At 71.8% G+C, this 19,503-nt stretch carries 15 protein-coding genes; 8 read left to right on the top strand and 7 right to left on the bottom strand.

Annotated elements, in window-relative coordinates; translation table 11 throughout:
• The first annotated feature begins 494 nt into the window (after nucleotides 1-494).
• From J5V16_RS25650 to J5V16_RS23120, 4 genes are all read left to right on the top strand, one after another.
• Nucleotides 495-1,469 carry a lytic transglycosylase domain-containing protein gene (locus J5V16_RS25650; RefSeq protein WP_208499566.1) on the top strand — a complete coding sequence of 325 codons (975 nt, stop codon included), beginning with the start codon at nucleotides 495-497 and terminating at the stop codon, nucleotides 1,467-1,469.
• A 72-nt stretch (nucleotides 1,470-1,541) separates the two neighbouring features.
• A complete protein-coding gene (locus J5V16_RS23130; RefSeq protein WP_208499565.1) occupies nucleotides 1,542-2,567 on the top strand; it encodes a GNAT family N-acetyltransferase in 1,026 nt (341 codons plus the stop codon).
• Nucleotides 2,568-2,621: 54 nt separating this feature from the next.
• On the top strand, nucleotides 2,622-4,388 hold the full coding sequence (locus J5V16_RS23125) for a potassium channel family protein (protein WP_208499563.1): 1,767 nt from the start codon (nucleotides 2,622-2,624) through the stop codon (nucleotides 4,386-4,388).
• A 230-nt stretch (nucleotides 4,389-4,618) separates the two neighbouring features.
• Nucleotides 4,619-5,857, top strand: a complete 1,239-nt coding sequence (locus J5V16_RS23120) for a trypsin-like serine peptidase (RefSeq protein ID WP_208499561.1) — start codon at nucleotides 4,619-4,621, stop codon at nucleotides 5,855-5,857.
• A gap of 65 nt (nucleotides 5,858-5,922) precedes the next feature.
• Here J5V16_RS23120 and mqnC read toward each other — a convergent pair whose 3' ends face one another.
• The 6 genes from mqnC to J5V16_RS23090 form a co-directional block, all read right to left on the bottom strand.
• Nucleotides 5,923-7,080 carry a cyclic dehypoxanthinyl futalosine synthase gene (gene mqnC, locus J5V16_RS23115; protein ID WP_208499559.1) on the bottom strand — a complete coding sequence of 386 codons (1,158 nt, stop codon included), beginning with the start codon at nucleotides 7,078-7,080 and terminating at the stop codon, nucleotides 5,923-5,925.
• 93 nt (nucleotides 7,081-7,173) lie between these two features.
• Nucleotides 7,174-7,947, bottom strand: coding sequence for an FAD-binding oxidoreductase (locus J5V16_RS23110; RefSeq protein ID WP_208499557.1), 774 nt, complete (start codon nucleotides 7,945-7,947; stop codon nucleotides 7,174-7,176).
• A 30-nt stretch (nucleotides 7,948-7,977) separates the two neighbouring features.
• Nucleotides 7,978-8,841, bottom strand: a complete 864-nt coding sequence (locus J5V16_RS23105; protein ID WP_208499554.1) for a menaquinone biosynthetic enzyme MqnA/MqnD family protein — start codon at nucleotides 8,839-8,841, stop codon at nucleotides 7,978-7,980.
• A gap of 229 nt (nucleotides 8,842-9,070) precedes the next feature.
• Complete coding sequence (locus tag J5V16_RS23100; RefSeq protein WP_208499550.1) at nucleotides 9,071-9,361, bottom strand: HPr family phosphocarrier protein; 291 nt, start codon at nucleotides 9,359-9,361, stop codon at nucleotides 9,071-9,073.
• Nucleotides 9,362-9,942: 581 nt separating this feature from the next.
• Nucleotides 9,943-12,813, bottom strand: a complete 2,871-nt coding sequence (locus J5V16_RS23095) for a hypothetical protein (RefSeq protein WP_208499547.1) — start codon at nucleotides 12,811-12,813, stop codon at nucleotides 9,943-9,945.
• A 102-nt stretch (nucleotides 12,814-12,915) separates the two neighbouring features.
• On the bottom strand, nucleotides 12,916-14,217 hold the full coding sequence (locus J5V16_RS23090) for a C40 family peptidase (RefSeq protein WP_208499545.1): 1,302 nt from the start codon (nucleotides 14,215-14,217) through the stop codon (nucleotides 12,916-12,918).
• A 353-nt stretch (nucleotides 14,218-14,570) separates the two neighbouring features.
• Here J5V16_RS23090 and mqnE point away from each other — a divergent pair, with 353 nt between their 5' ends.
• Genes mqnE through J5V16_RS23075 form a run of 3 tightly spaced genes read left to right on the top strand, consistent with a single transcriptional unit; the run spans nucleotide 14,571 to nucleotide 16,404 of the window.
• Nucleotides 14,571-15,746 (top strand): aminofutalosine synthase MqnE, encoded by a 1,176-nt coding sequence (mqnE, locus tag J5V16_RS23085; RefSeq protein WP_208499542.1) that lies wholly within the window; start codon nucleotides 14,571-14,573, stop codon nucleotides 15,744-15,746.
• Entirely contained in the window at nucleotides 15,746-16,159 is a 414-nt protein-coding gene (locus J5V16_RS23080; protein WP_208499539.1) for a hypothetical protein, read from the top strand. The genes mqnE and J5V16_RS23080 overlap by 1 nt, the downstream gene beginning before the upstream one ends.
• Nucleotides 16,156-16,404, top strand: coding sequence for a DUF4229 domain-containing protein (locus tag J5V16_RS23075; protein ID WP_208499537.1), 249 nt, complete (start codon nucleotides 16,156-16,158; stop codon nucleotides 16,402-16,404). Before J5V16_RS23080 ends, J5V16_RS23075 begins: the two co-directional genes overlap by 4 nt.
• A 7-nt stretch (nucleotides 16,405-16,411) precedes the next feature.
• Here J5V16_RS23075 and J5V16_RS23070 read toward each other — a convergent pair whose 3' ends face one another.
• Complete coding sequence (locus tag J5V16_RS23070) at nucleotides 16,412-17,167, bottom strand: oxidoreductase (RefSeq protein WP_208499533.1); 756 nt, start codon at nucleotides 17,165-17,167, stop codon at nucleotides 16,412-16,414.
• A gap of 329 nt (nucleotides 17,168-17,496) precedes the next feature.
• On the opposite strand from J5V16_RS23070, the gene acs reads away from it, so the two are divergent.
• A complete protein-coding gene (gene acs, locus J5V16_RS23065; protein ID WP_208499531.1) occupies nucleotides 17,497-19,455 on the top strand; it encodes an acetate--CoA ligase in 1,959 nt (652 codons plus the stop codon).
• Nucleotides 19,456-19,503 lie beyond the last annotated feature (48 nt).

The raw sequence follows: 19,503 nt of genomic DNA, 5'->3' as shown, positions 1-19,503 counted from the left end.
CTCAGTCGGTTACCTGCCGTGATGGGAAGTGGCACACGCCTGAACGCCGCTTCCAGCGCAGACGCGGATATGAGACTCTCTCGCCGCGGGTTTGCTCGTGGCAACCGCCGTGTCCGTTGGGAGAACGAGTCGAACGCCGCTCGGTCGCGGCCGAATCCGGAATTATTGGCGCTCAGGCGTTGCCCCCCGGGACGAAATTAGGGAATACTCGCTTTCAGTCCGGTCCTTCGCGAACGCACCCCACCGCCGCCGCGACCCACGGCCCCGCCGTTCCGGACGCCCACCGGCACCGCGGCACCGGCGCCGGACGACGCGAGGCACCGCCGCCGCGCCGTCCCCCGCACGCCCCGACCGAACCGGCGCCCGCAAGGCGCCGCCGACGAGACAGCGCAGCAACGACCGCGCCCCGACCACGAGCGCACCCAGCACACCGCGCCCCGACCGAACAGCGCTCGCCGAGCAAGCGCTTCGACAAGAGAGGACGACCCCCTCCCGTGTGGTTCGCGACCCTCCTCCGCCGCATCGCCGCCCTGCCCCGGCTCGCCCTCAAGGCCCTCCGCCGCAGCCCCCGACTGCTGTGGCGGGCCGTCAAGGCCACCCCGCGCGCACTCCGGCTCGGCGCCAAGGGCGTCTGGCGCGGCACCAAGGCGACGGGACGGGGCCTGCGCGCCGCCTACCGCGGGCTCCGGGCCCCCGCCGGGCGGCTCAGCGTCCAAGTCGTCCTCACCGTGCTCGCCCTCGCCGGCGCCCTCGCCGCGGGCTGGCTCGTCGTCCCCGGCGCCGGACCCGCCTGGTCCTTCGGCACCGAACCGACCCCCGAGGCGGCAGAGACGCCCCTCGCGCTCTCCCCCGAAGGCGCCCTCGACGCCGCGCCCGCCCCGGGCCTGCCCGCCGACACCACCCCCGTCGGCGACATCCTCGACCCGACCGAGGCCGCGACCGAATCCCCCACGAGCGCGGCCACCAGCCCCGCCGGGCCCACCAGCCTCGACGCGTGGGCCGCGGACCTCAGCGACCTCGGCATCCCCCAGCGGGCCCTCGTCGCCTACGGCCGCGGCGAACTCGTCTCCGCCGCCCAGAACCCCGGGTGCAACCTCTCCTGGACCACCCTCGCGGGCATCGGCGCCACCGAGACCACCCACGGCACCATCGACGGCAACCAGATCCAAGCCGACGGCACCACCCTCACCGACATCATCGGGCCGATCCACGGCGAATGGGGGCCCATGCAGTTCCTCCCCAGCACATGGGAGCACTGGAAGGCCGACGGCGACGGCGACGGCGAATCCGACCCGCACGACATCGACGACGCCGTCACCGCCGCCGCCAACTACCTCTGCCACGACAACCGCGACATGAGCAGGCCTGACGGCTGGTACGCCGCCCTGTGGAGCTACAACCCGCGCGACGACTACGTCAAGAAGGTCTTCGACCGCGCCGACGAGTACGGACGGAAGAGCACCACCTGACATATCCCCCGATCCGCTGCATGCTGTGAGGAGGGGGTTCCGTTCGGTGACGATTTCGGGTAAGGATAAGAGATGCCCCTGAAGCAGCTCGCTCCCGGCGAGATGACCGCCGACGACCTCCGCGACTGGTGCTCGGTGCTGAACGACATGACCGCCGCGGACATGCCGGCCGAACCGCGCTGGCGCACCGACCGCCTCAGCGACTACCTCACCGGGTCGCTCCCCGACGACCGCCGGTTCCTGTTCATGGACCGCGACGCCGACGGCGACCTCGTGGGGCACGCGAGCCTGATCCTGTTCGGGGGCGAGCAGGCCGGCACCGGCGTCGTCGAGATGTCCACCCGACCCTCGGCGCGCGGCAAAGGGGTCGGCTCGCGGCTGCTGCGGGCCGTCGCCGAATGCGCCAAGGCCAACGGCTGCCGGACCCTCTCCGTCGAGGTCATCGCCACCACCCCCGCGGTCGGCTTCTACGACCGGCACGGCTTCAAGCGGGCCGCCGTCGAACAGCGCCACCTCCTGCGCTGGGCCGACATCGACTGGGAGAAGATCGAGCAGGCCGCCGGGCGCCTCGCCGCCGGGTACCGCCTCGAATACCACGCCGGGGGCGTCCCCGACCGGCTCATGGACTCCTACGCGGACGTCAAGGCCAACCTGCGCTCCAGCCCCGGGAACGTCGCGTTCGTGCCCGAATGGCGCGGCTCGGCGTACGCCCCGGCCCTGCGCGACTCGTTCCAGACCCTCGCCCGCCGCGGCATGCGCTCGCACATCGCCGTCGCCATCGCCGAGCCGTTCGGGAACGTCGTCGGCCTCACCGAACTCGTCGTCTCCGCGCAGCGGCCCACCCGCGCCGACCAGTACGACACCGTCGTCGCCCCCCAGCACCGCTCCTACGGGCTCGCCATGACCATGAAGGCCCGGCTCCTCACCGAACTGCGCCGCGCCGAACCACAGCTCGTCGACGTCCAGACCTGGACCCTCGAGACCGCCGACGACGTCCGCTGGATCAACAGCGAACTCGGCTTCGTCCACGACGTCGACTGGTACGACTACGAAGCCGACGTCGAGAAACTCCTCGCCCGCCTCGACCGCAGGCGCTGAGAAAGCAGACCCTTTGGGCCGCAATCGTTTGCGAACCATCCGTAGAATTCACCCATGCACCCCCGGCACGATCGCTACGACGACCCCTCCGAACGGCACGTCATCGTCGTGGGCGACAACGGACTCACCCTCCGCTTCATCAAGCACCTCATCGAGCGCTACGCCTTCCGCGTCACCGCCGTCTTCCCCGACGGCCCCGGCGGCCAGCGCGAGGAGATCCGCCGCGAAGCCGAGGTCAACCGCAAACTCCAGGTCTTCACCCAGCCCGTCGTCACCGCCGAGACCGTGCGGCTGGCGGGGCTCGACTACGCGTACGCGGTCGCGCTCATGGACCAGAACGACGTCGGGAACCTGCACCTGGCGCTGACCATCCGCGAGATGTCGCACTACTTCGGCGACCAGACCCTGCCGCGGCTGGTCATCCGCATGTACAACAGCGGGCTGCGCGCGAACATCCGGAAGCTCCTGGGCGACGACGAGGACGGCGTGTACGTCCAGTCGGACGCCGACATGGTCGCGGACACGTACGCGCTCGCGGCGCTGCAGCAGCTGCCGCCCGGGGAGATCAAGGTGTGGGGGCGGCGGCTGTACCTGTCGCGGCAGCGGGAGGAGCGCGCGGAGGCGCAGTGGGTGGTCGCGGGCGGGAACCGGGCGGGGATCGAGCTCATCCCCGAAGACGAGAACGAGGCGCTGCGGTACCTGTGGCTCTCGCCCGACCGGAAGCCGGCCCAGCTGCGGCCGAAGCTAGTGAACGCGACGCTCGCGGTGAAGGAGGCGCTGAGCGCGCTGCGGGGCATGCTCACTAGGAGTCTGGTGGTGCTGGCGCTGGTGCTGTTCGCGGTGTTCGCGTTCGGGTACCTGGTGCTGCAGTTCTGGCCGAGCGGCGCGAACCGGCCCGATGGGACCGGTGAGGTGTTCTACCTGCTCGCGCTCATGGCGGGCGGGGGCATCGACCCGGACATGACGGCGAGCCGGCTGCTGAAGGTGACGCAGGCGGTGGTGGTGCTGACCGGGTCGCTGCTGATCCCGTTCGCGACCGGTGCGATCGTGCAGGCGGTGGTGGACCGGCGGTACGCGCTGTCGGAGGGGCGGCGGACGCGGCAGGTGCGCGAGCATGTGATCGTGGTCGGCTTGGGCAACATGGGGACCCGGGTGGTGGAGCGGCTGCGGGAGGCGAAGATCCCGGTGGTCGCGATCGAGAAGAACCGTGACGCGATGGGGGTGCGGGCGGCGCGGGCGAAGGGCGCGCAGGTGCTGCTGGGGGACGGCTCGAACCAGGAGATCCTGGAGGAGGCGAACATCAAGCACTGCCGGTCGCTGGTGGCGATGGCGAAGCAGGACGAGTCGAACCTGGAGGCGGCGCTGTCGGGGCTGGAGTGCAATCCGCAACTGCGCACGGTGATGCGGATCTACAACCCGGAGTTCGCGACGCTGGTGCGGCAGAACCTGAACCGGTCGACGCCGCGTCAGGAGGCGCCGCCGCACGCGTCGTACAGCGCGCCCGAGGTCGCTTCGGCGAGTTTCGCGCAGGCGCTCACTGACGACAAGGTGCTCGTGACGATCCCGGTGCGCGGGCACATCGCCTATATCGAGGCGTTCGAGGTCGGCGAGGGGTCGCAGATGGACGACGCGGCGGCGCACCGGGCGACGAAGGTGGGTTCGCACCGGCTGCTGGCGGTGAAGCGGGCGGGCGGGACGATCAGCTGGAACCCGGACGCGGCGTTCCGGGTCGGGCGCGGGGACACGCTGCTGGTGGTGGCGACGCGCAAGGGCCTCAACGACATTTTGGAGCGGTGCCGCCCGGGAGGGCCGGGCTGGTAGGCCCGGAGGGCGGCGGAGCCGTCTGAGGGCGATGGTGGCCCGGGAGCGGCTGTTCGGGCCGACCTGACCGCGGGGCGGAGGGCGCAGCCTGCGTCCGCCCCGCTGGTTCCTGTGACGCACGCCTTGGCCGATGTCGGCTTCTCACGCGGCAAGCGGCGCAACTTCCGTCGGGTTCGCTCGTTGAACGGTCGACACATCTCTCACGAAAGGGGCCGACCGTGGCGGCAAGCGTGCGGAATCCACGAACCGGGCAAAGCGGGGCCGATCGCAAGCGCCGCAAGCTCGTCCTCGCGGCGGCGGCCGGGTCGATCGCGCTGGGCGGGGCGGCGGTCGTGGTGCCGAGCGCGTTCGCCGAGGAGGACCCGGTGACGGCGCTCCTGGACGACACGGCCGAGATGCTGCCGGTCGACGACGACCTGCTCGGCCTGGTCGACGTGGGCGAGGTGGCCGAGCTGAGCGAGTCGCTGACGTACGCGGACGGGGCCGACATCCTGAAGGTCTCCGGGCCCGACGCGGGTTACGTCAAGGTCCACTTCGAACGGCTGCTGCTGAACACGGGCGATTTCGTGACGGTGTCGAGCCCCGACGGTGCCGAGTCCTACCGGTACGACCAGTCGATGATCGACGCGTGGGCGACCTCGATCACGGGCGACACCGCGGTCGTCGAGCTGCACCGGGAGTCCGGCGGCGGGGGCTCGTCGGCGCTCGGCGTGCTCATCGACAAGGCCGCGTACGGGTTCACGGCCGACGAGGTGGACGGTCTCGCGCAGCAGCGGGCGGACAACGCCCGGCCGGAGGAGAGCATCTGCGAGGGCGACGAGAAGCGGGCCTCGGCCTGCTACCGCACCTCGCACCCGGCGGTGGTGGCCAACGCGGAGCCGGTGGCGCGCCTGCTCATCGACGGGACCGTGCTGTGCACGGCGTTCCGGGTCGGGGAGGGCAACCGGCTGCTGACCAACCACCACTGCTTCACGGAGACCAAGGAGGCGCAGGGCACCGAGGTGTGGTTCGGGTACGACTGCACGGTGTGCGGCGCGGACATCACGAACGCGCCGGTGAAGGTGCACGGCTCGGAGGTGCTGGCGACCTCGAAGTCCTTGGACTACACGCTGTTCACCGTGGACGACTTCGAGCGCGTCGAGGAGTTCGGCTACCTGGAGCTCGCCGACCGTCCGGCGCGCAGCGGGGAGGCGATCTACATCCCGCAGCACCCGGCGGGGCGGCCCACCGAGATCGCGATGGAGTCCTCGGTCGACGGCGGCAACTGCGTCGTCAAGCACGAGACCTACGACGGCTACGTGGCCGGCAGCGACGTCTCGTACTACTGCGACACCGAGTTCGGGTCGTCGGGTTCGCCGGTGATCTCGCGCGACACGCACGAGGTCGTTGCCCTGCACCACTTCGGGGGCTGCCCGAACTCGGGCGTGAACGTGCAGCTCATCAAGAACGAGATCGGCCGGATGATCTGACGGCCTGACGACGGCGTTCGGGGCGGCGGACCTTTCGGCCCGCCGCCCCTTTGCTTCGCCTTGGCTTACTTCGCTTGGATCTGCAGTTCGGTCACGATCGTGGAGAAGTGCGAGCGGACCCGGTCGTCGCTCGGGTCGTCGGCCGGGGTCCAGTGGACCGACATGCGCTCGTAGAGGGTGTTCCGCTGCGCCGGGACGCGGTCCGCGCTGCGGATGAGGCCGATGAGCTCCGAGAGCCGCGACTGGTGCCGGGCGCCCGCCGAGGAGATCACGTTCTCCTCCAGCATGATCGAGCCCAGGTCGTCCACGCCGAGGTGCATGCTCAGCTGGCCCGAGGCCTTGCCGGTGGTCAGCCACGAGGACTGCAGGTGCTTCACATTGTGGAAGAACAGCCGCGCGGTCGCCAAGAGCCGCAGGTATTCGAGGGTCGTCGCCTGCGTCCGGCCCTTCAAGTGGTTGTTCTCCGGCTGGTACGTCCACGGGATGAACGAGCGGAACCCGCCCGTGCGGTCCTGCACCTCGCGGATCATCCGCAGGTGCTCGATCCGCTCCGCGGCGGTCTCGCCGGTGCCCATCATCATCGTCGCCGTCGACTCCAGGCCCTGCAGGTGCGCGGCCTCCATGATCTCCAGCCAGCGCTCCCCCGACTCCTTGAGCGGCGCGAGCGCCGTGCGCGGGCGCGCCGGGAGCATCTCGGCCCCGGCGCCGGCGATCGAGTCGAGCCCGGCGGCCTTGATGCGGCGGATGGCCTCGTCGACCTCGACGCCGGAGACCTTCGCCATGTGCGCGATCTCCGAGGGCCCGATCGAGTGGATCGCCAGCTGCGGGTATTCGCGCTTGACCGAGGAGAACAGCTCCTCGTAGTACTCGACGCCGAAGTCGGGGTGGTGCCCGCCCTGGAGCATCACCTGCGTCGCGCCGAGGCTCACGGCCTCGCCGCAGCGGCGCAGCACCTCCTCCATGGGGTGCGCCCAGCCCTCTTCGTGCTTGGGGGCGCGGTAGAAGGCGCAGAATTTGCACGCGGTGACGCACACGTTCGTGTAGTTGATGTTGCGGTCGATGAGGTAGGTGACGATGTTGTCGCCGATGACGCGCCGGCGGGCCGCGTCGGCGGCCTCGGCGAGGGGGTGGAAGGGCGCTTCGGTGTAGAGCAGCAGGGCTTCCTCGGCGCTGATGGCGCCGCCGTCGGCGGCGCGGGCGAGGACATCGTCAATCTCGGCCATGCACGAAGCGTATCGCCGCATGGCCTTCCGGGACAGTGCGCCCGCGCGCAGTGACTCGTAGGTCTCGCTTCGGATCAGGGGGCGGGTCGGGTCTCAGACGGTGTACAGCTCGGTGTGGATGCGCTGCGCCCCGGCCTCTTCGAGGACGTCCTTGACGCCGAGGACCATCTCGTAGGGGCCGCAGAGGAACCACTCGTCGATTTCGTGCGGGTCGACGAGTCCGGCGGCGATCGCTTCTTGGAGCCGTTCGGGGGTGAGCCGACCGGTGAGCAGCGGGGACTCGCCTTCGGTGCGGGTGCGCACGTGGTGGAGGCGCAGCCGGGGGCCGTGCTCGGCCTGGAGTTCGCGCAGCTCGGCGGCGAACATCGTGGATTCCTCGGTGCGGTTGGAGTACAGGAGGGTCACGGTCGCGCCGGCTTCGAGGGCGGCGGTCGCGATGGCGATGATCGGGGTGATCCCGGAGCCGGCGACGACGGAGCCGTAGTGGCGGTCGGCGCGGATCTCGGTCCAGAAGTTGCCGAGCGGCGGGAGGACCTCGAGGACGTCGCCGGGCAGGAGCTGCCGGTTCGCGTAGCCGGAGAAGGTGCCTTTGGGGATCGAGCGGATGCCCAGGCGCAGCGTGCCGTGCTCGGCGAGTTCGCGCGGGGTCGAGGCGAGGGAGTAGGAGCGGCGCACTTCGGCGCCGTCGGCTTCGACGCGCTGGAAGGTGAGGTGCTGGCCGGGCTTGAAGTCGAAGGCGGGACGCAGCTCTTCGGGGACGGCGAGGGTCACTTCGACGGCGTCCTCGGTGAGCGGCCGGACGCGGCTCACGGTGAGCTTGTGCCAGGCGGGGCGTTGCTTGCGGGGCTTGTTCAGCGCGATGGCCACGGCAGGGTCCCTTCGTCGTCCGGCTCGGTTTCAGAGGCTGGTGTCGGGGCCGGTCGCGAAGAACTCCGGACCGCCCGCCCGCAGGGGGGCTATATCGGCATAACGGGACGCACGGGACGCGAATTCCCGCAATCCGGCGAGGTGTCGCTCACTGAGGCCGAACTGGAGGCGCTCGAAGTACTCGGCGAGGGCGGCGGGCGGGAACGGCTCCCAGCGGGCGGCCGAGGCGACGACCTCGCCGATCTCCTCGCGGCTGCGGCGGACCGAGTCGCGGAAGGCCAGGTGGACGTCCTTGACGAGGCCGGGGTGGGCCTCGGCGTAGTCGCGGCGGACGGCCCACACGGCGAAGACCATGGGCAGGCCGGTCCAGTCCTTCCATTCGGCGGCGAGGTCGAGCACGTGGTGGCCGTCGGGGTCGTGATGGACGCGCAGCGCCTCGTCGCCGATGAGGACGGCCGCGTCGGCGTCTGCGAGCGCGGAATCGAGGTCGGGCGCGGTGACGGTGTAGGCGGGCGTGCGGCCGTAGCGGTCCTCGAGGAGCATGCGGCCGAGGAGGACGCCGGTGCGGGAGGTGGAGGCGAGGGAGACGCGCGGGGCGGCCGGGAGGTCGGCGAGCGGGGTCCTGGAGACGAGGTTGACGCTCAGGACCGGCCCGTCGGCGGCCACGGCCGGGTCGGGGATGAGGAGGAGGTCGTCGGCGTGCTTGAGGTATTCGACGAGGGTGATCGGTCCGATGTCGAGGTCGCCGGCGACGAGGCGGCGGCTGAGCTCGTCCGGCGGGGCGCGGTGGAGGTCGACGTCGAGGAGCGCGCCCGTCCGCGCCAGTCCCCAGTAGATGGGGAGGCAGTTGAGGAACGCGATGTGGCCGACCCTGGGGCGCCGTGCGATGTTCACAGCTTCGACCGTAGCCGGTCGCGCGGCAGGGAAGTACGTGAGCGCGGGCGGCGTCGCCGACATCACCGGACGCGCTGAACCGTCCGGATGGTGGACGGGCCGGTTGGTCGGGAGGCGCGGCGAGTGCGCCCGCAGGGCGGTTGCCGGCCTTGGTACGCGGTTGTCGCGGATTCGGCTGCGCGCTCGCTTCGCTGTGCGCTGTTTCTGCAGCGCTCGGTGCCGGGTGCGCTCAGTTCTCGTCGATGTCGCCGATGTCGGCGCCGCCGGTGTCGTCGTCTTCGCTGACGAGGGCCACGAGGCGGTCGAGGACGCCTTCGTCGTCGCCGGAGACGACGATCTCGTCGCCGGGCCGGACGTCGAGGGTCAGCACCTGCAGGATCGATTTGGCGTCGTGCGGTTCCCCGCCCGGCTTCGTGATCGCCACGTCGGTGCGGGACTCGGCGGCGGTGCTGACGAAGACCGTCGCGGGCCGCGCCTGGATGCCGACTTCCGTGGTGACTTTGACACGGCGCTCCGCCATGCTGCTCCCCCTCCCCGGTCACGCGGGCGGCGGGCCGGAACGGCCCTGCCCGCGAGGCTCGCGGGCCGCTCGGCGGCCCGTAAGGATCAGGATGAACCGCAGTTGCGGACGGCGGACGCGTTTTCGGCGAATGCCGCGGGAAGTGGGACACACGGTGCTCGCCGCCGCAACACCCTTGAGCCGCCGCAGTCGTCGGCGGGTCCGGGGTCCGGGGCCTCCGCCGTGTGCCGCGCCTTCGGGCCTCGCTGGGTCCGGGGCCTCGCCGCGCGCCACGCCTTCAGGCCTCGGCGGGTCCGGGGCCTCGCCGCGCGCCACGCCTTCGCCTCCGCCGCGACGGGCCGTCCCTAGCCCCCACCCACCACTAGAGGGGAAAGATCAGTCTGCGCCGATCGTCCCGCCCGGGTCCGACAAAAACCGGCCCCCGCGGCCCACGTGTCACCCGAAAGAGACAACGCGGGCGTGAACAGCAAACCTGGCGCGGGAGCGCGAACGAGGTTCCGGCGCAGCGCCTTTGCGGTTCGCAGCGGACGCGGCGCGCCGGGAACGGACCGCCGGCCCGGCCTTTGGGCCGGGCCGGTGCGTCAGTCCTCTGCGTCGGCGGGCTTGGCGCCGTAGACGGTCGGGCGCGGGAGCGGGATGTGGTCCGGGAGCTCCGAGCGGTCGAGCAGGTTCTTGACCCGGGCGCGGCCGGGCTTGAACCCGTCCGTCTCCACGACCGGCTTCGCGGTCGGCAGCTGGTGCGCGCCGGTCTTCGTCTCCGGCTCCTCGAACAGGCTGATGTCCGGCGCGTTCACGATCTTCTTCCGCGCCGACTCGACCGCCGACTGCGGCCCCTGCTCCGGGGCCTCCTCCGGCTCGGGCGCCGCCGGCTCCGGCTCGGGGTAGTCGATCGGGGCCGCGTCCGAGAACGGGCTGTCGTTCACGCGCGGAATCGGCGGCACGGGCGGCATCGGCGGACCCGGTTCCGGGTTCGGCGGCAGCGGTTCCGGCGTCGGCACCGGCGAAGGCTCGGGACGCGGCATCGGCGGGCCCGGCTCGGGGTTCGGCGGCAGCGGCTCGGGCTGCGGCGGCGTCGGTTCAGGACGCGGCGGCGTCGGCTCCGGGTTCGGCACGGGCTCAGGCTGCGGCGACGGCGGCGTGGGCTCAGGGTGCGGCACCGGCTCCGGACGCTCAGGCTCGGGTTCGGGCCGCGGCGGTGTCGGCGCGGGACCGGGCAGCGGGTCCGGCAGCGGCCCGGGCGGCGTCGGTTCGGTGTCGGTCAGCACCGGCTCAGCGTAAGACGATTCGTGAACCGTGGTCCCCGAATCGATGGCACTGGCCTCGGTCGACTCGGCCTCGACCGGTGCGGCGTCCGCGAACGGCGCGACGGCGTAGTCCTCGACGGGAGTGACGGCGGGCGCAGCGGCGTAGTCCTCGTCGGTGGCGGCGGTCTCGACGGCGTCGTTCTCGCCGGGAGCGACCGCGACGGGCTCGACGGCGGCCGAGCCGGTGTTCGGCTCGACCGGGGCCTCGTCAGAGAAGCCGGTCGGGTCCGTTGGGGCCGAAGGGGTTGCATCGGCCGGTTCGGCTGCGGGGGCGGGATCGACGGACGCCTGGTAGTCGGGGACGCCGGGCTCGGGCGCGTCGTCGGCCGCTTCGGGCTCGGCGATCGGCTCGGCGACCGCGACGGGTTCCGGCGATTCGGCCGCGGGCTCGGGTGCTTCGCCGGCGGTGGGCTGATCCGCGGCCGGTTCCGGCACTTCGATGCCGACCGCTTCGGCGACCTCGACCGCGCCTTCCACGCCGGCCTCGGCCGCCTCGATCAGGTCGGCACCGGGGCTCGGCGCCTCGACGGCGGCGGCTTCGGCGAGCGCGGCGTCGAGGACGGGTTCGATGGCGGGCGCCTCGGCGTCGTCCTCATCGTCGTCGTCGGACCCGGCGCTGGAGGCCGAGACCGGGGCGGGCGGGAGGGACTCGCCGGGCACGTCGTCGCCGAGACCGGCGAGCGAGGCCTCTTCCTCTTCGGAGAGCTCCACGTCCTCGTCGTCGTCATCGGGGTCGGGCAGTTCGTCCCAAGCGCCGTCCTCGTCGTCCTCGATGGCCTCGACGACCGTCGGCCCGCCGGTCGGGGCGGCGGGCGCCGCCGCCGGGGCGGGGGTGTCGATGTCGGGGACGCTGAAGGACATCGCCGGTTCGGACGGCGTCTCGTCGAACGGCAGGTCGTCGTCGAGGTGCGTCTCGTCGAGCGGCTGGTCCGCGCCGGCCGGCGGCGCGGGCTTCGGTTCCTCGACCGGTTCCGGTGCGGGGCTGGGGATCTCGGCCGCGGGGGTCGGGACCGGCGCGGCATAGGCCGCACCGGGGACGTTGTCGGCGGACGGCAGGCTGAACCCGGCGGGCTGCGCCGGGGTGGGCGAGTCGGCAAGCGACACAGGCGGTTCGGGGTCGGCGAACGGGGCCGGGGCGGGCGGCTCCGCGGCGTTGGGCCTGATGCGCAGGATCTGGGTGCCGTCGGGGACGGGCTCGGGCCGACCGGGCGGGTTCGCCGCCGGTGGGGCGAACGCGCCGGACTCGGACGGCAGGCTGAAACCGCTGCTAGCGGGCGGGGCCGCGAACGAGGTGCCCGAAGGCGCGCCGGTGACCGGCGACGACGCGGGCGGTTCGGCCGCCGCGGGCGGGGCCGTGAACTGGGGCTCGGGCACCTGCGGAGGCGCGTACGGTTCGGGGACCGGCGGCGAGAACGGGGCCGAGGCGGGCGGGGCGGCCGCGACCGGCGGCAGCGACTGCGCGGACTGGTACGGCTGCGGCGGCTGGTACGAGGGCGCCTGGAAGCTCTGCGGCGGCGCGGAAGGGTGCGCCGGGTATTGCGGCGCCGACGGGTACTGCGGCACCTGGGCCGACCCCGAGGCGGGCTGCTGCGGGTAGGCGGGCACTTGGGCCGAACCCGAATGCGGCGCTTGGTAAGGGGCGGGCGCGCCGTACTGCGGCACCGCGGCGGAGCCCTGCGCGGCGCCCTGCGGCGGCATGCCGGGAGGCGCGGCCTGCGGGTTCCAGCCGCCGGGGGCGGCGTAGCCCGGGGGCGACCCGGGCGGCGGGTTCGCGCCCGGCTGGCCGGGCTGGCCGTACTGCGGCGGGACGGCGGCGTAGCCCTGGTTCGCGGAGGGCTGGTAGGCGCCCGGCGGGGCGTAGTTCGGTTCGGGGACGGCCGCATAGCCCTGGTTCGGGGCGGGCGCGTAGCCCTGGGGGCCGCCGGGCGGCGCGTAGCCGGGATCGCCGGGCGGGGCGTACTGCGGGACGGCGGCGGCACCGTAAGCAGGGGCCGCCGGAGCCGCGCCGTACGGGGCGGCGGCGCCGTAGGGTCCGGCATCGGCAGGGAAGCCTCCGAGCGGCGGGGGCAGCGGCGCTCCGCACTGCGGACAGCGGCGCTGACCCGACGTCAGTCGCTGGCCGCAGGAGCTACAGCTGTTTCCGTCCACGGAGCCTCCTTGGGGCTGGAGCGTCGTTCGGGCAACTCAACAACCATCGTGCCATCAACCGGTCGCGAACCGTGCGCGCCTTCCCACTACCGTGCAGTACCCCTACTCCTCCGGATCACGCGTCAGCGTGCCCGAATCCGAGTCGGCCGTGGCCGGATCGGGGGTGTCCTCGCCGCCGCCGGAGGGCGTCTCGGAGGACGGGGTCTGCGTGGGGGTCTGCGAAGGCGAGGGCGACGGCGACTGCGAGGGGGACTCGCTCTCCGTGGGCTCGGGGTCGGGCGACGAGGTCTCGTCGTCCGGGGAGGTCGTGGGCGGACGCGGCGACGGGTTCGTCGGCTTGTCGTCGTCCGGCGTCTGGGTCGGGTCCTCGGCGTCCGGGTCGGTCTTGACGGCGTCGACCACGCGGTGCGCGCCCGCGAAGTTGTCGAACCAGATCGAGCTGATCTTCACCACGTCGCCGGTGCGGGGGGCGACGACCATCTTGCCGTTCCCCAGGTACATGCCGGTGTGGTAGACCGACTGCCAGTTGCCCGGGTCGTCCCACCAGTAGAGGAGGTCGCCGGGAAGGAGCTTCTCGGTGTCCACCGGCTTGTCGCGGGTGGCGTTGAACTGGTCGGCGGCGACGCGCGGCAGCGAGACGCCCGCGTGCGCGTACGCGGCTTGGACGAGGCCGGAGCAGTCGAAGGAGTCGGGGCCTTCGGCACCCCACACGTACGGGTCGCCCAGCTGCGCCAGCGCGTACTCGACGGCCTTCTTGGCCTCGGGGGCGGCGTCCCAGCCGTCCACTTCGGACGAGAAGTCGTTCGAGTGCTGGGCGGCGGCCGCTTCGCGGTCGGCCTCGATGTCCTCGAGGGCTTCGCGGTTGTCGGCGATGAGCTTGTCGAGGGCGGCCTGCGCGGTGTCGAACTCGGCGTCGAGGAGGGTGTAGCGGTACTCGGAGCGGTCCGCGGAGAGGGTCGCGGCGTCGAGGGAGGCGCGGGCGACGGACTCGGCGGTCGCGGCGTCCTCGAAGTCGGCGTTGAGGCTGGGGAGGTCCCATTCGCCGCCGATGGGGGTGAGGCCGGTGAGGTCGGGGAGCTCGGTGTCGGGGCGGGCGGCGGTGTCGGCGTAGGCCTCGCTCGCGGCGTAGTCGAGGGCGGCCTGGGCGGTCTCGAGCTGGGTGAGGGTGGCGGCCCATTCGGTCTGCGCGTCGGTGAGGCGGGTCTCGCGCTGGAGCCATTCCTCTTGGGCGGCGGTGGTGCGCTCGGCGAGCTGCGCGACGTCCGCTTGGGCGGCGGTGATCTGGGCGCTGAGGGGTCCGTTGCCCGCGTCGGGGTCGGCGACGGGGTTCTCGTCGGAGGCGGTGCCGGCGGGTCGGTTGCCGTCGTCGGGGACGGTCACGCCCGGTTCGGCGAATCCTGGCATCGCGCCGCCGCTCTGCACGCAAAAGATGGCAACGGCGGCTGAACCGGCGGCGGCGATCACTCGGGCACCGAACCGTGAAACGCGCATGTGAGGTGTCCTTCTGTGGGGGAGGCCACGAATACTGTACCGAAGACACGCAACACTCGCATCCTCGGTTGCCCGCGGCCGCCGGCCGGTGGCAGGCGACACACATGTCGGACCCTCCGCATACATTGGAATCGGGGGACCTCGCGATGTCCGTTTTGCCAGGACGCTCCGCTCGCGTTCACAGCCTCACATCCCGCGACGTGCGCCCCCGCGACCGCGTCCCGGCGGGGCTACCCTGGCGGAAACGCCACAACGTTGGGAGCGCCATGGACGACAACGCCGAGTTCAAGGCCGGCATCGAGGAGAAGCTCGCGGCCGGCGAGCGGCTGACCTTCGAGGACGGCGTGGGCCTGTACGAGGTCGACGACCTCGCATGGCTGGGTCGCCTCGCGCACGGCGTCCGCACCGCCAAGAACGGCGACCGGACCATGTTCAACGTCAACCGGCACCTCAACCTCACCAACGTCTGCTCGGCGTCCTGCGCGTACTGCTCCTTCCAGCGCAAGCCCGGCGAGACCGACGCGTACACGATGCGCGTCGAGCAGGCCGTGGCCCTCGCCGAGCAGATGCGCGGCGACGCGCCCACCGAGCTCCACATCGTCAACGGCCTCCACCCGACCCTGCCGTGGCGCTACTACCCGCGGGTCCTCAAGGCGCTCAAGGAGACCCTGCCGCAGGTGAACCTGAAGGCGTTCACCGCCACCGAAGTGCAGTGGTTCGAGAAGATCTCCGGGCTCAGCGCCGACGAGATCCTGGACGAGCTCATCGAGGCCGGCCTCGAGTCGCTGACCGGCGGCGGCGCCGAGATCTTCGACTGGGAGGTCCGCCAGCACATCGTCGACCACGACTGCCACTGGGAGGACTGGTCGCGGATCCACCGCCTCGCCCACCAGAAGGGCCTGCGCACCCCCGCGACGATGCTGTACGGGCACATCGAGGAGCCGCGCCACCGCGTCGACCACGTGCTGCGCCTGCGCGAGCTGCAGGACGAGACCGGCGGCTTCGCCGTGTTCATCCCCCTGCGCTACCAGCACGACTTCCACGACTCCAAGGACGGGAAGATCCGCAACAAGCTCCAGGCGCGCACCACGATGGCGAGCCCGGCCGAGTCGCTGAAGACGTTCGCGGTCTCGCGGCTCCTGCTCGACAACTTCGACCACGTGAAGTGCTTCTGGGTCATGCACGGGCTCGACGTCGCGCAGTTCTCGCTGTCGTTCGGCGCCGACGACCTCGACGGCTCGGTCGTGGAGTACAAGATCACGCACGACGCCGACGCGTACGGCACGCCCGACAAGATGACCCGCGACGACCTGCTCGAGCTCATCCGCGACGCCGGGTTCCAGCCCGTCGAGCGCAACACCCGCTACGAGGTCGTGCGCGAGTACGAAGGGCCGCAGACGATCGCCGAGCGCCGCGCGGAGCCGCAGTCGGTGAAGTTCTAGTGGCGCAAGGCAAGTCCGAGCGGGAGCGCCCGAAGGTCGAGACCCTCGGGCAGCTCCTGGGCACCGCGCTCGCGTACTTCGTGATGGGCGCGGTCGTCCTGGTCGTGATCGACCTCGTGTTCGTGCTGCCGACCGGGCGCGGCTTCGGCCAGACCTCGGGCTGGATCGCGGCGCTGCCCACGGTGTGGGTGTACACCGAGCAGTTCCGGCGGTACGCGGGCGCGCGCCGCTGGGGGCTCATGCTCGTCGGCGTCCTCCTCGGCCTCGCCGCCGGGTTCGCGGTCGCCCTCATCGCGCCGACCGCGTGGCCGCCCATGCTCACCGGCGGCCTCGGCGGCCTCACGGCCGCACTCGTCTACGGCCCGCTGTGGTTCGCGGGCATCAACGCCTTCGGAGAGGAGCGCGCCGGATGAACAACCCGGTCGCCAAGTACTTCCTGACCCGCCTCGCGATCATCGCCGTGGTCGCGGTGCCGCTCATGTTCTTCATGAACGCGCTCGTCGCGCTCGCGATCGGCCTGCTCGCGTCCATGGTCGTCGGGTTCACGCTGCTGCGCAGGCAGCAGATCGCCATGATCGACCACATCGACGCGTCCGCGCAGCGCCGCCGCGAGGAGAAGGAGCGCCTGCGCGCCGAACTCGCCGGCGACGACGCTTAGGGCCCGCCTAGCCGGCGTCCTTCATCAACTCGGTGCAGATCTGCAGGGTCTCGGCCGCGCCGGCGGTGAGGGCCTTGCCGTAGTGCTTGAGCCATGAGCGCACGCCGTCGGGCGTGCCCGTGGCCCAGGCCCGCTGCGCGCCCACGTACTCGGGGGCGCGCTCGAGGTGCCCCGCGTCGACCGTGATGAGCAGCTTCGGGTCGAGCCCCTTGCTCGCCAGCGCGAGCCGCGAGGCGGCGCGGGCGACCACGTTGTTGGCCACCGGGAAGGGGCGCACGGCGAGGAGTTCGCCGTGGACGACGGCGGCGGCCATCGCGGCCGGGATCTCCTTGGTGGGGTTGGTGACCAGCGCGCAGAGGGCGTTGATGCGGTTCATGCCCTTGTCGTCGACCTCGATGCGGCCGGGCTCGAAGTCGACGCCGGCGTCGGGGAGCTCCTTGGTGGCGAGGGTGTGGAGCTTCGCGAGCACGTAGCGGGGCGAGACGGGCCACATCGGGGCGAGGCCGGGGAGGGCTTCGATGACGCGCAGGACGCCGGAGACGGCGGGGTCGTCGAAGTCGCGTTCGCGCAGCCGCTCCACGTCGCAGTCGTACCCGTCGAGCGCCAGGGTCGCGGAGGCGCTGTGCAGGGCCACTTCCGCCGCGACGAGTTCGTCGCCGCCGCGGAGGGCTTCGTGCCACAGCATCCGGTCCACGTTGGCTCTGGCGTTCTCGAGAGCGTCGGCGACCTCGGAGAGTTCGAGGAGAGGCGCGAGAGGATCCACGGGCGGAACCTTACCTTTTGGGCGGAGCGCGCATACGGCGCACTGGGCGGTCTAGAGGGCAGTCACAAGGAGGCGCCGGCGTCCCGGATCGTGCACCGGTCCGACGATACCTTCCGAATTGGGGCGGCAAGGGCCCCGATGGGACCGGGCGGACCCTTCGCGGGCCGCCCGCCGACCGTCCGCGGGCCGTTCGGCGAGCACCGCTCCCAGATGCCGGTGCGGGCGCGGCCGCCCGTATTCGTGTCGGGTTCGTCGCGGTAGTGTTGCCGGACATAGACCCGCCTCACAGTCGCGTTTCGGCGCGTAGATCTGTAAGGAGCGAAATACCAGTGGCATCAACCCCGCAAGAGACGCTTGCCAACCTGCTCTCGGAGGACCGGACGTTCCCTCCTTCGCCTGAGTTCGCAGCGCAGGCGAACGTCACCGCGGCCGCTTACGAGGAGGCCGCGGCCGACCGGCTGGCCTTCTGGGAGCGGCAGGCGCGCCGGCTCGACTGGTCGAAGGACTGGGACCGGGTCCTGGACTGGGACGACCCGCCGTTCGCGAAGTGGTTCACCGGGGGCGAGCTCAACGTCGCGGCGAACTGCCTCGACCGGCACGTGGACGCCGGACTCGGCGACCGCGTCGCGATCCACTTCGAGGGCGAGCCGGGCGACAGCCGCGCGGTGACGTACGCGGAGCTGCTGGACGAGGTCAAGCGGGCCGCGAACACGCTCACTGATCTCGGTGTGGGCGCGGGCGACCGGGTCGTCATCTACATGCCGATGATCCCCGAGGCCGCGGTGGCGATGCTCGCGTGCGCGCGGATCGGCGCGCCGCACTCGGTGGTGTTCGGCGGGTTCAGCGTGGACGCGCTGTCGAGTCGCATCGACGACGCGGGCGCGAAGCTCGTGATCTGCGCCGACGGCGGGTTCCGCAAGGGGAAGCCGCTGGCGCTCAAGCCGACCGTGGACGCTTCGCTGGAGCGGTGCCCGTCGGTGGAGAAGGTCCTGGTGGTGACGCGCACGGGCCAGGAGGTCGAGTGGACCGACAAGGACGTGCGCTGGGAGGAGACCGTCGGGACGGCCTCGAACGAGCACGAGGCGCAGGCGTTCGACGCCGAGCACCCGCTGTTCATCCTGTACACGTCGGGGACGACGGGGAAGCCGAAGGGCATCCTGCACACCTCGGGCGGGTACCTGACGCAGGCGTCGTTCACGCACCACGCGGTGTTCGACCTGAAGCCGGAGACCGACGTGTACTGGTGCACGGCCGACATCGGCTGGGTGACCGGGCACTCGTACATCGTGTACGGGCCGATGTCGAACGGCGCCACGCAGGTCATGTACGAGGGCACGCCGGACACGCCGCACACGGGGCGGCTATGGGAGATCGTCGAGAAGTACAAGGTCACGACGCTGTACACGGCGCCGACGGCGATCCGGACGTTCATGAAGTGGGGGGACGACGTCCCGGCCCGGTACGACCTGTCGAGCCTGCGGCTCCTGGGGTCGGTTGGCGAGCCGATCAACCCCGAGGCGTGGATCTGGTACCGCGAGCACATCGGCGGCGGGAAGTGCCCGGTCGTCGACACGTGGTGGCAGACCGAGACGGGGGCGATCATGGTGTCGCCGCTGCCGGGCGTCACGTCGACGAAGCCGGGTTCGGCGCAGCGGCCGCTGCCGGGGATCAATGTGGACGTCGTCGATGAGAAGGCCGAGTCGGTGCCGGACGGCGGCGGCGGGTACCTCGCGATCCGCGAGCCGTGGCCGTCGATGCTGCGCACGATCTGGGGCGACGACCAGCGGTTCATCGACACGTACTGGTCGCGGTTCGGCGGCCTGTACTTCGCCGGGGACGGCGCTAAGAAGGACGACGACGGCGACCTGTGGCTGCTCGGCCGCGTCGACGACATCATGCTCGTGAGCGGGCACAACATCTCGACCACCGAGGTCGAGAGCGCTCTGGTGAGCCACGAGACGGTGGCGGAGGCCGCGGTCGTGGGGGCCTCCGACCCGGTGACGGGGCAGGGCATCGTCGCGTTCGTGATCCTGCGCGGGGGGCGGGACTCGAGCCCCGAGCACCTGGCGGAGCTGCGCAAGCACGTGGCGAACACGCTGGGGCCGATCGCGAAGCCGCGCCAGGTGATCGTGGTCGCCGAGCTGCCGAAGACTCGCTCGGGCAAGATCATGCGCCGGCTCCTGCGCGACATCGCCGAAGACCGCGAAATCGGCGACGTCACCACCCTCGCCGACAGCGCCGTCATGAGCCGCATCAAGGTCGGCCTGCAGAGCGGCAAGGAAGACTAGCGAAGATCGAGTGTGAGGGGCTGCGGCGATCCGCCGCGGCCCCTCACG

Origin of the sequence: Glycomyces niveus, assembly GCF_017592475.1 — a bacterium.
Classification (GTDB): Bacteria; Actinomycetota; Actinomycetes; order Mycobacteriales; family Micromonosporaceae; genus Glycomyces; species Glycomyces niveus.
Note: the sequence above shows the minus strand (reverse complement) of the source record. Positions and strands in the feature narration are given on the sequence as shown.

What these genes read in the sequence shown, in the direction of transcription:
- J5V16_RS23090 (WP_208499545.1), bottom strand. Translation starts at nt 14,217, where the DNA reads ATGCCAGGATTCGCCGAACCGGGCGTGACCGTCCCCGACGACGGCAAC.
- J5V16_RS23075 (WP_208499537.1), top strand. Translation starts at nt 16,156, where the DNA reads ATGAACAACCCGGTCGCCAAGTACTTCCTGACCCGCCTCGCGATCATC.
- mqnC (WP_208499559.1), bottom strand. Translation starts at nt 7,080, where the DNA reads ATGGCCGAGATTGACGATGTCCTCGCCCGCGCCGCCGACGGCGGCGCC.
- mqnE (WP_208499542.1), top strand. Translation starts at nt 14,571, where the DNA reads ATGGACGACAACGCCGAGTTCAAGGCCGGCATCGAGGAGAAGCTCGCG.
- J5V16_RS23125 (WP_208499563.1), top strand. Translation starts at nt 2,622, where the DNA reads ATGCACCCCCGGCACGATCGCTACGACGACCCCTCCGAACGGCACGTC.
- J5V16_RS23130 (WP_208499565.1), top strand. Translation starts at nt 1,542, where the DNA reads ATGCCCCTGAAGCAGCTCGCTCCCGGCGAGATGACCGCCGACGACCTC.
- J5V16_RS23100 (WP_208499550.1), bottom strand. Translation starts at nt 9,361, where the DNA reads ATGGCGGAGCGCCGTGTCAAAGTCACCACGGAAGTCGGCATCCAGGCG.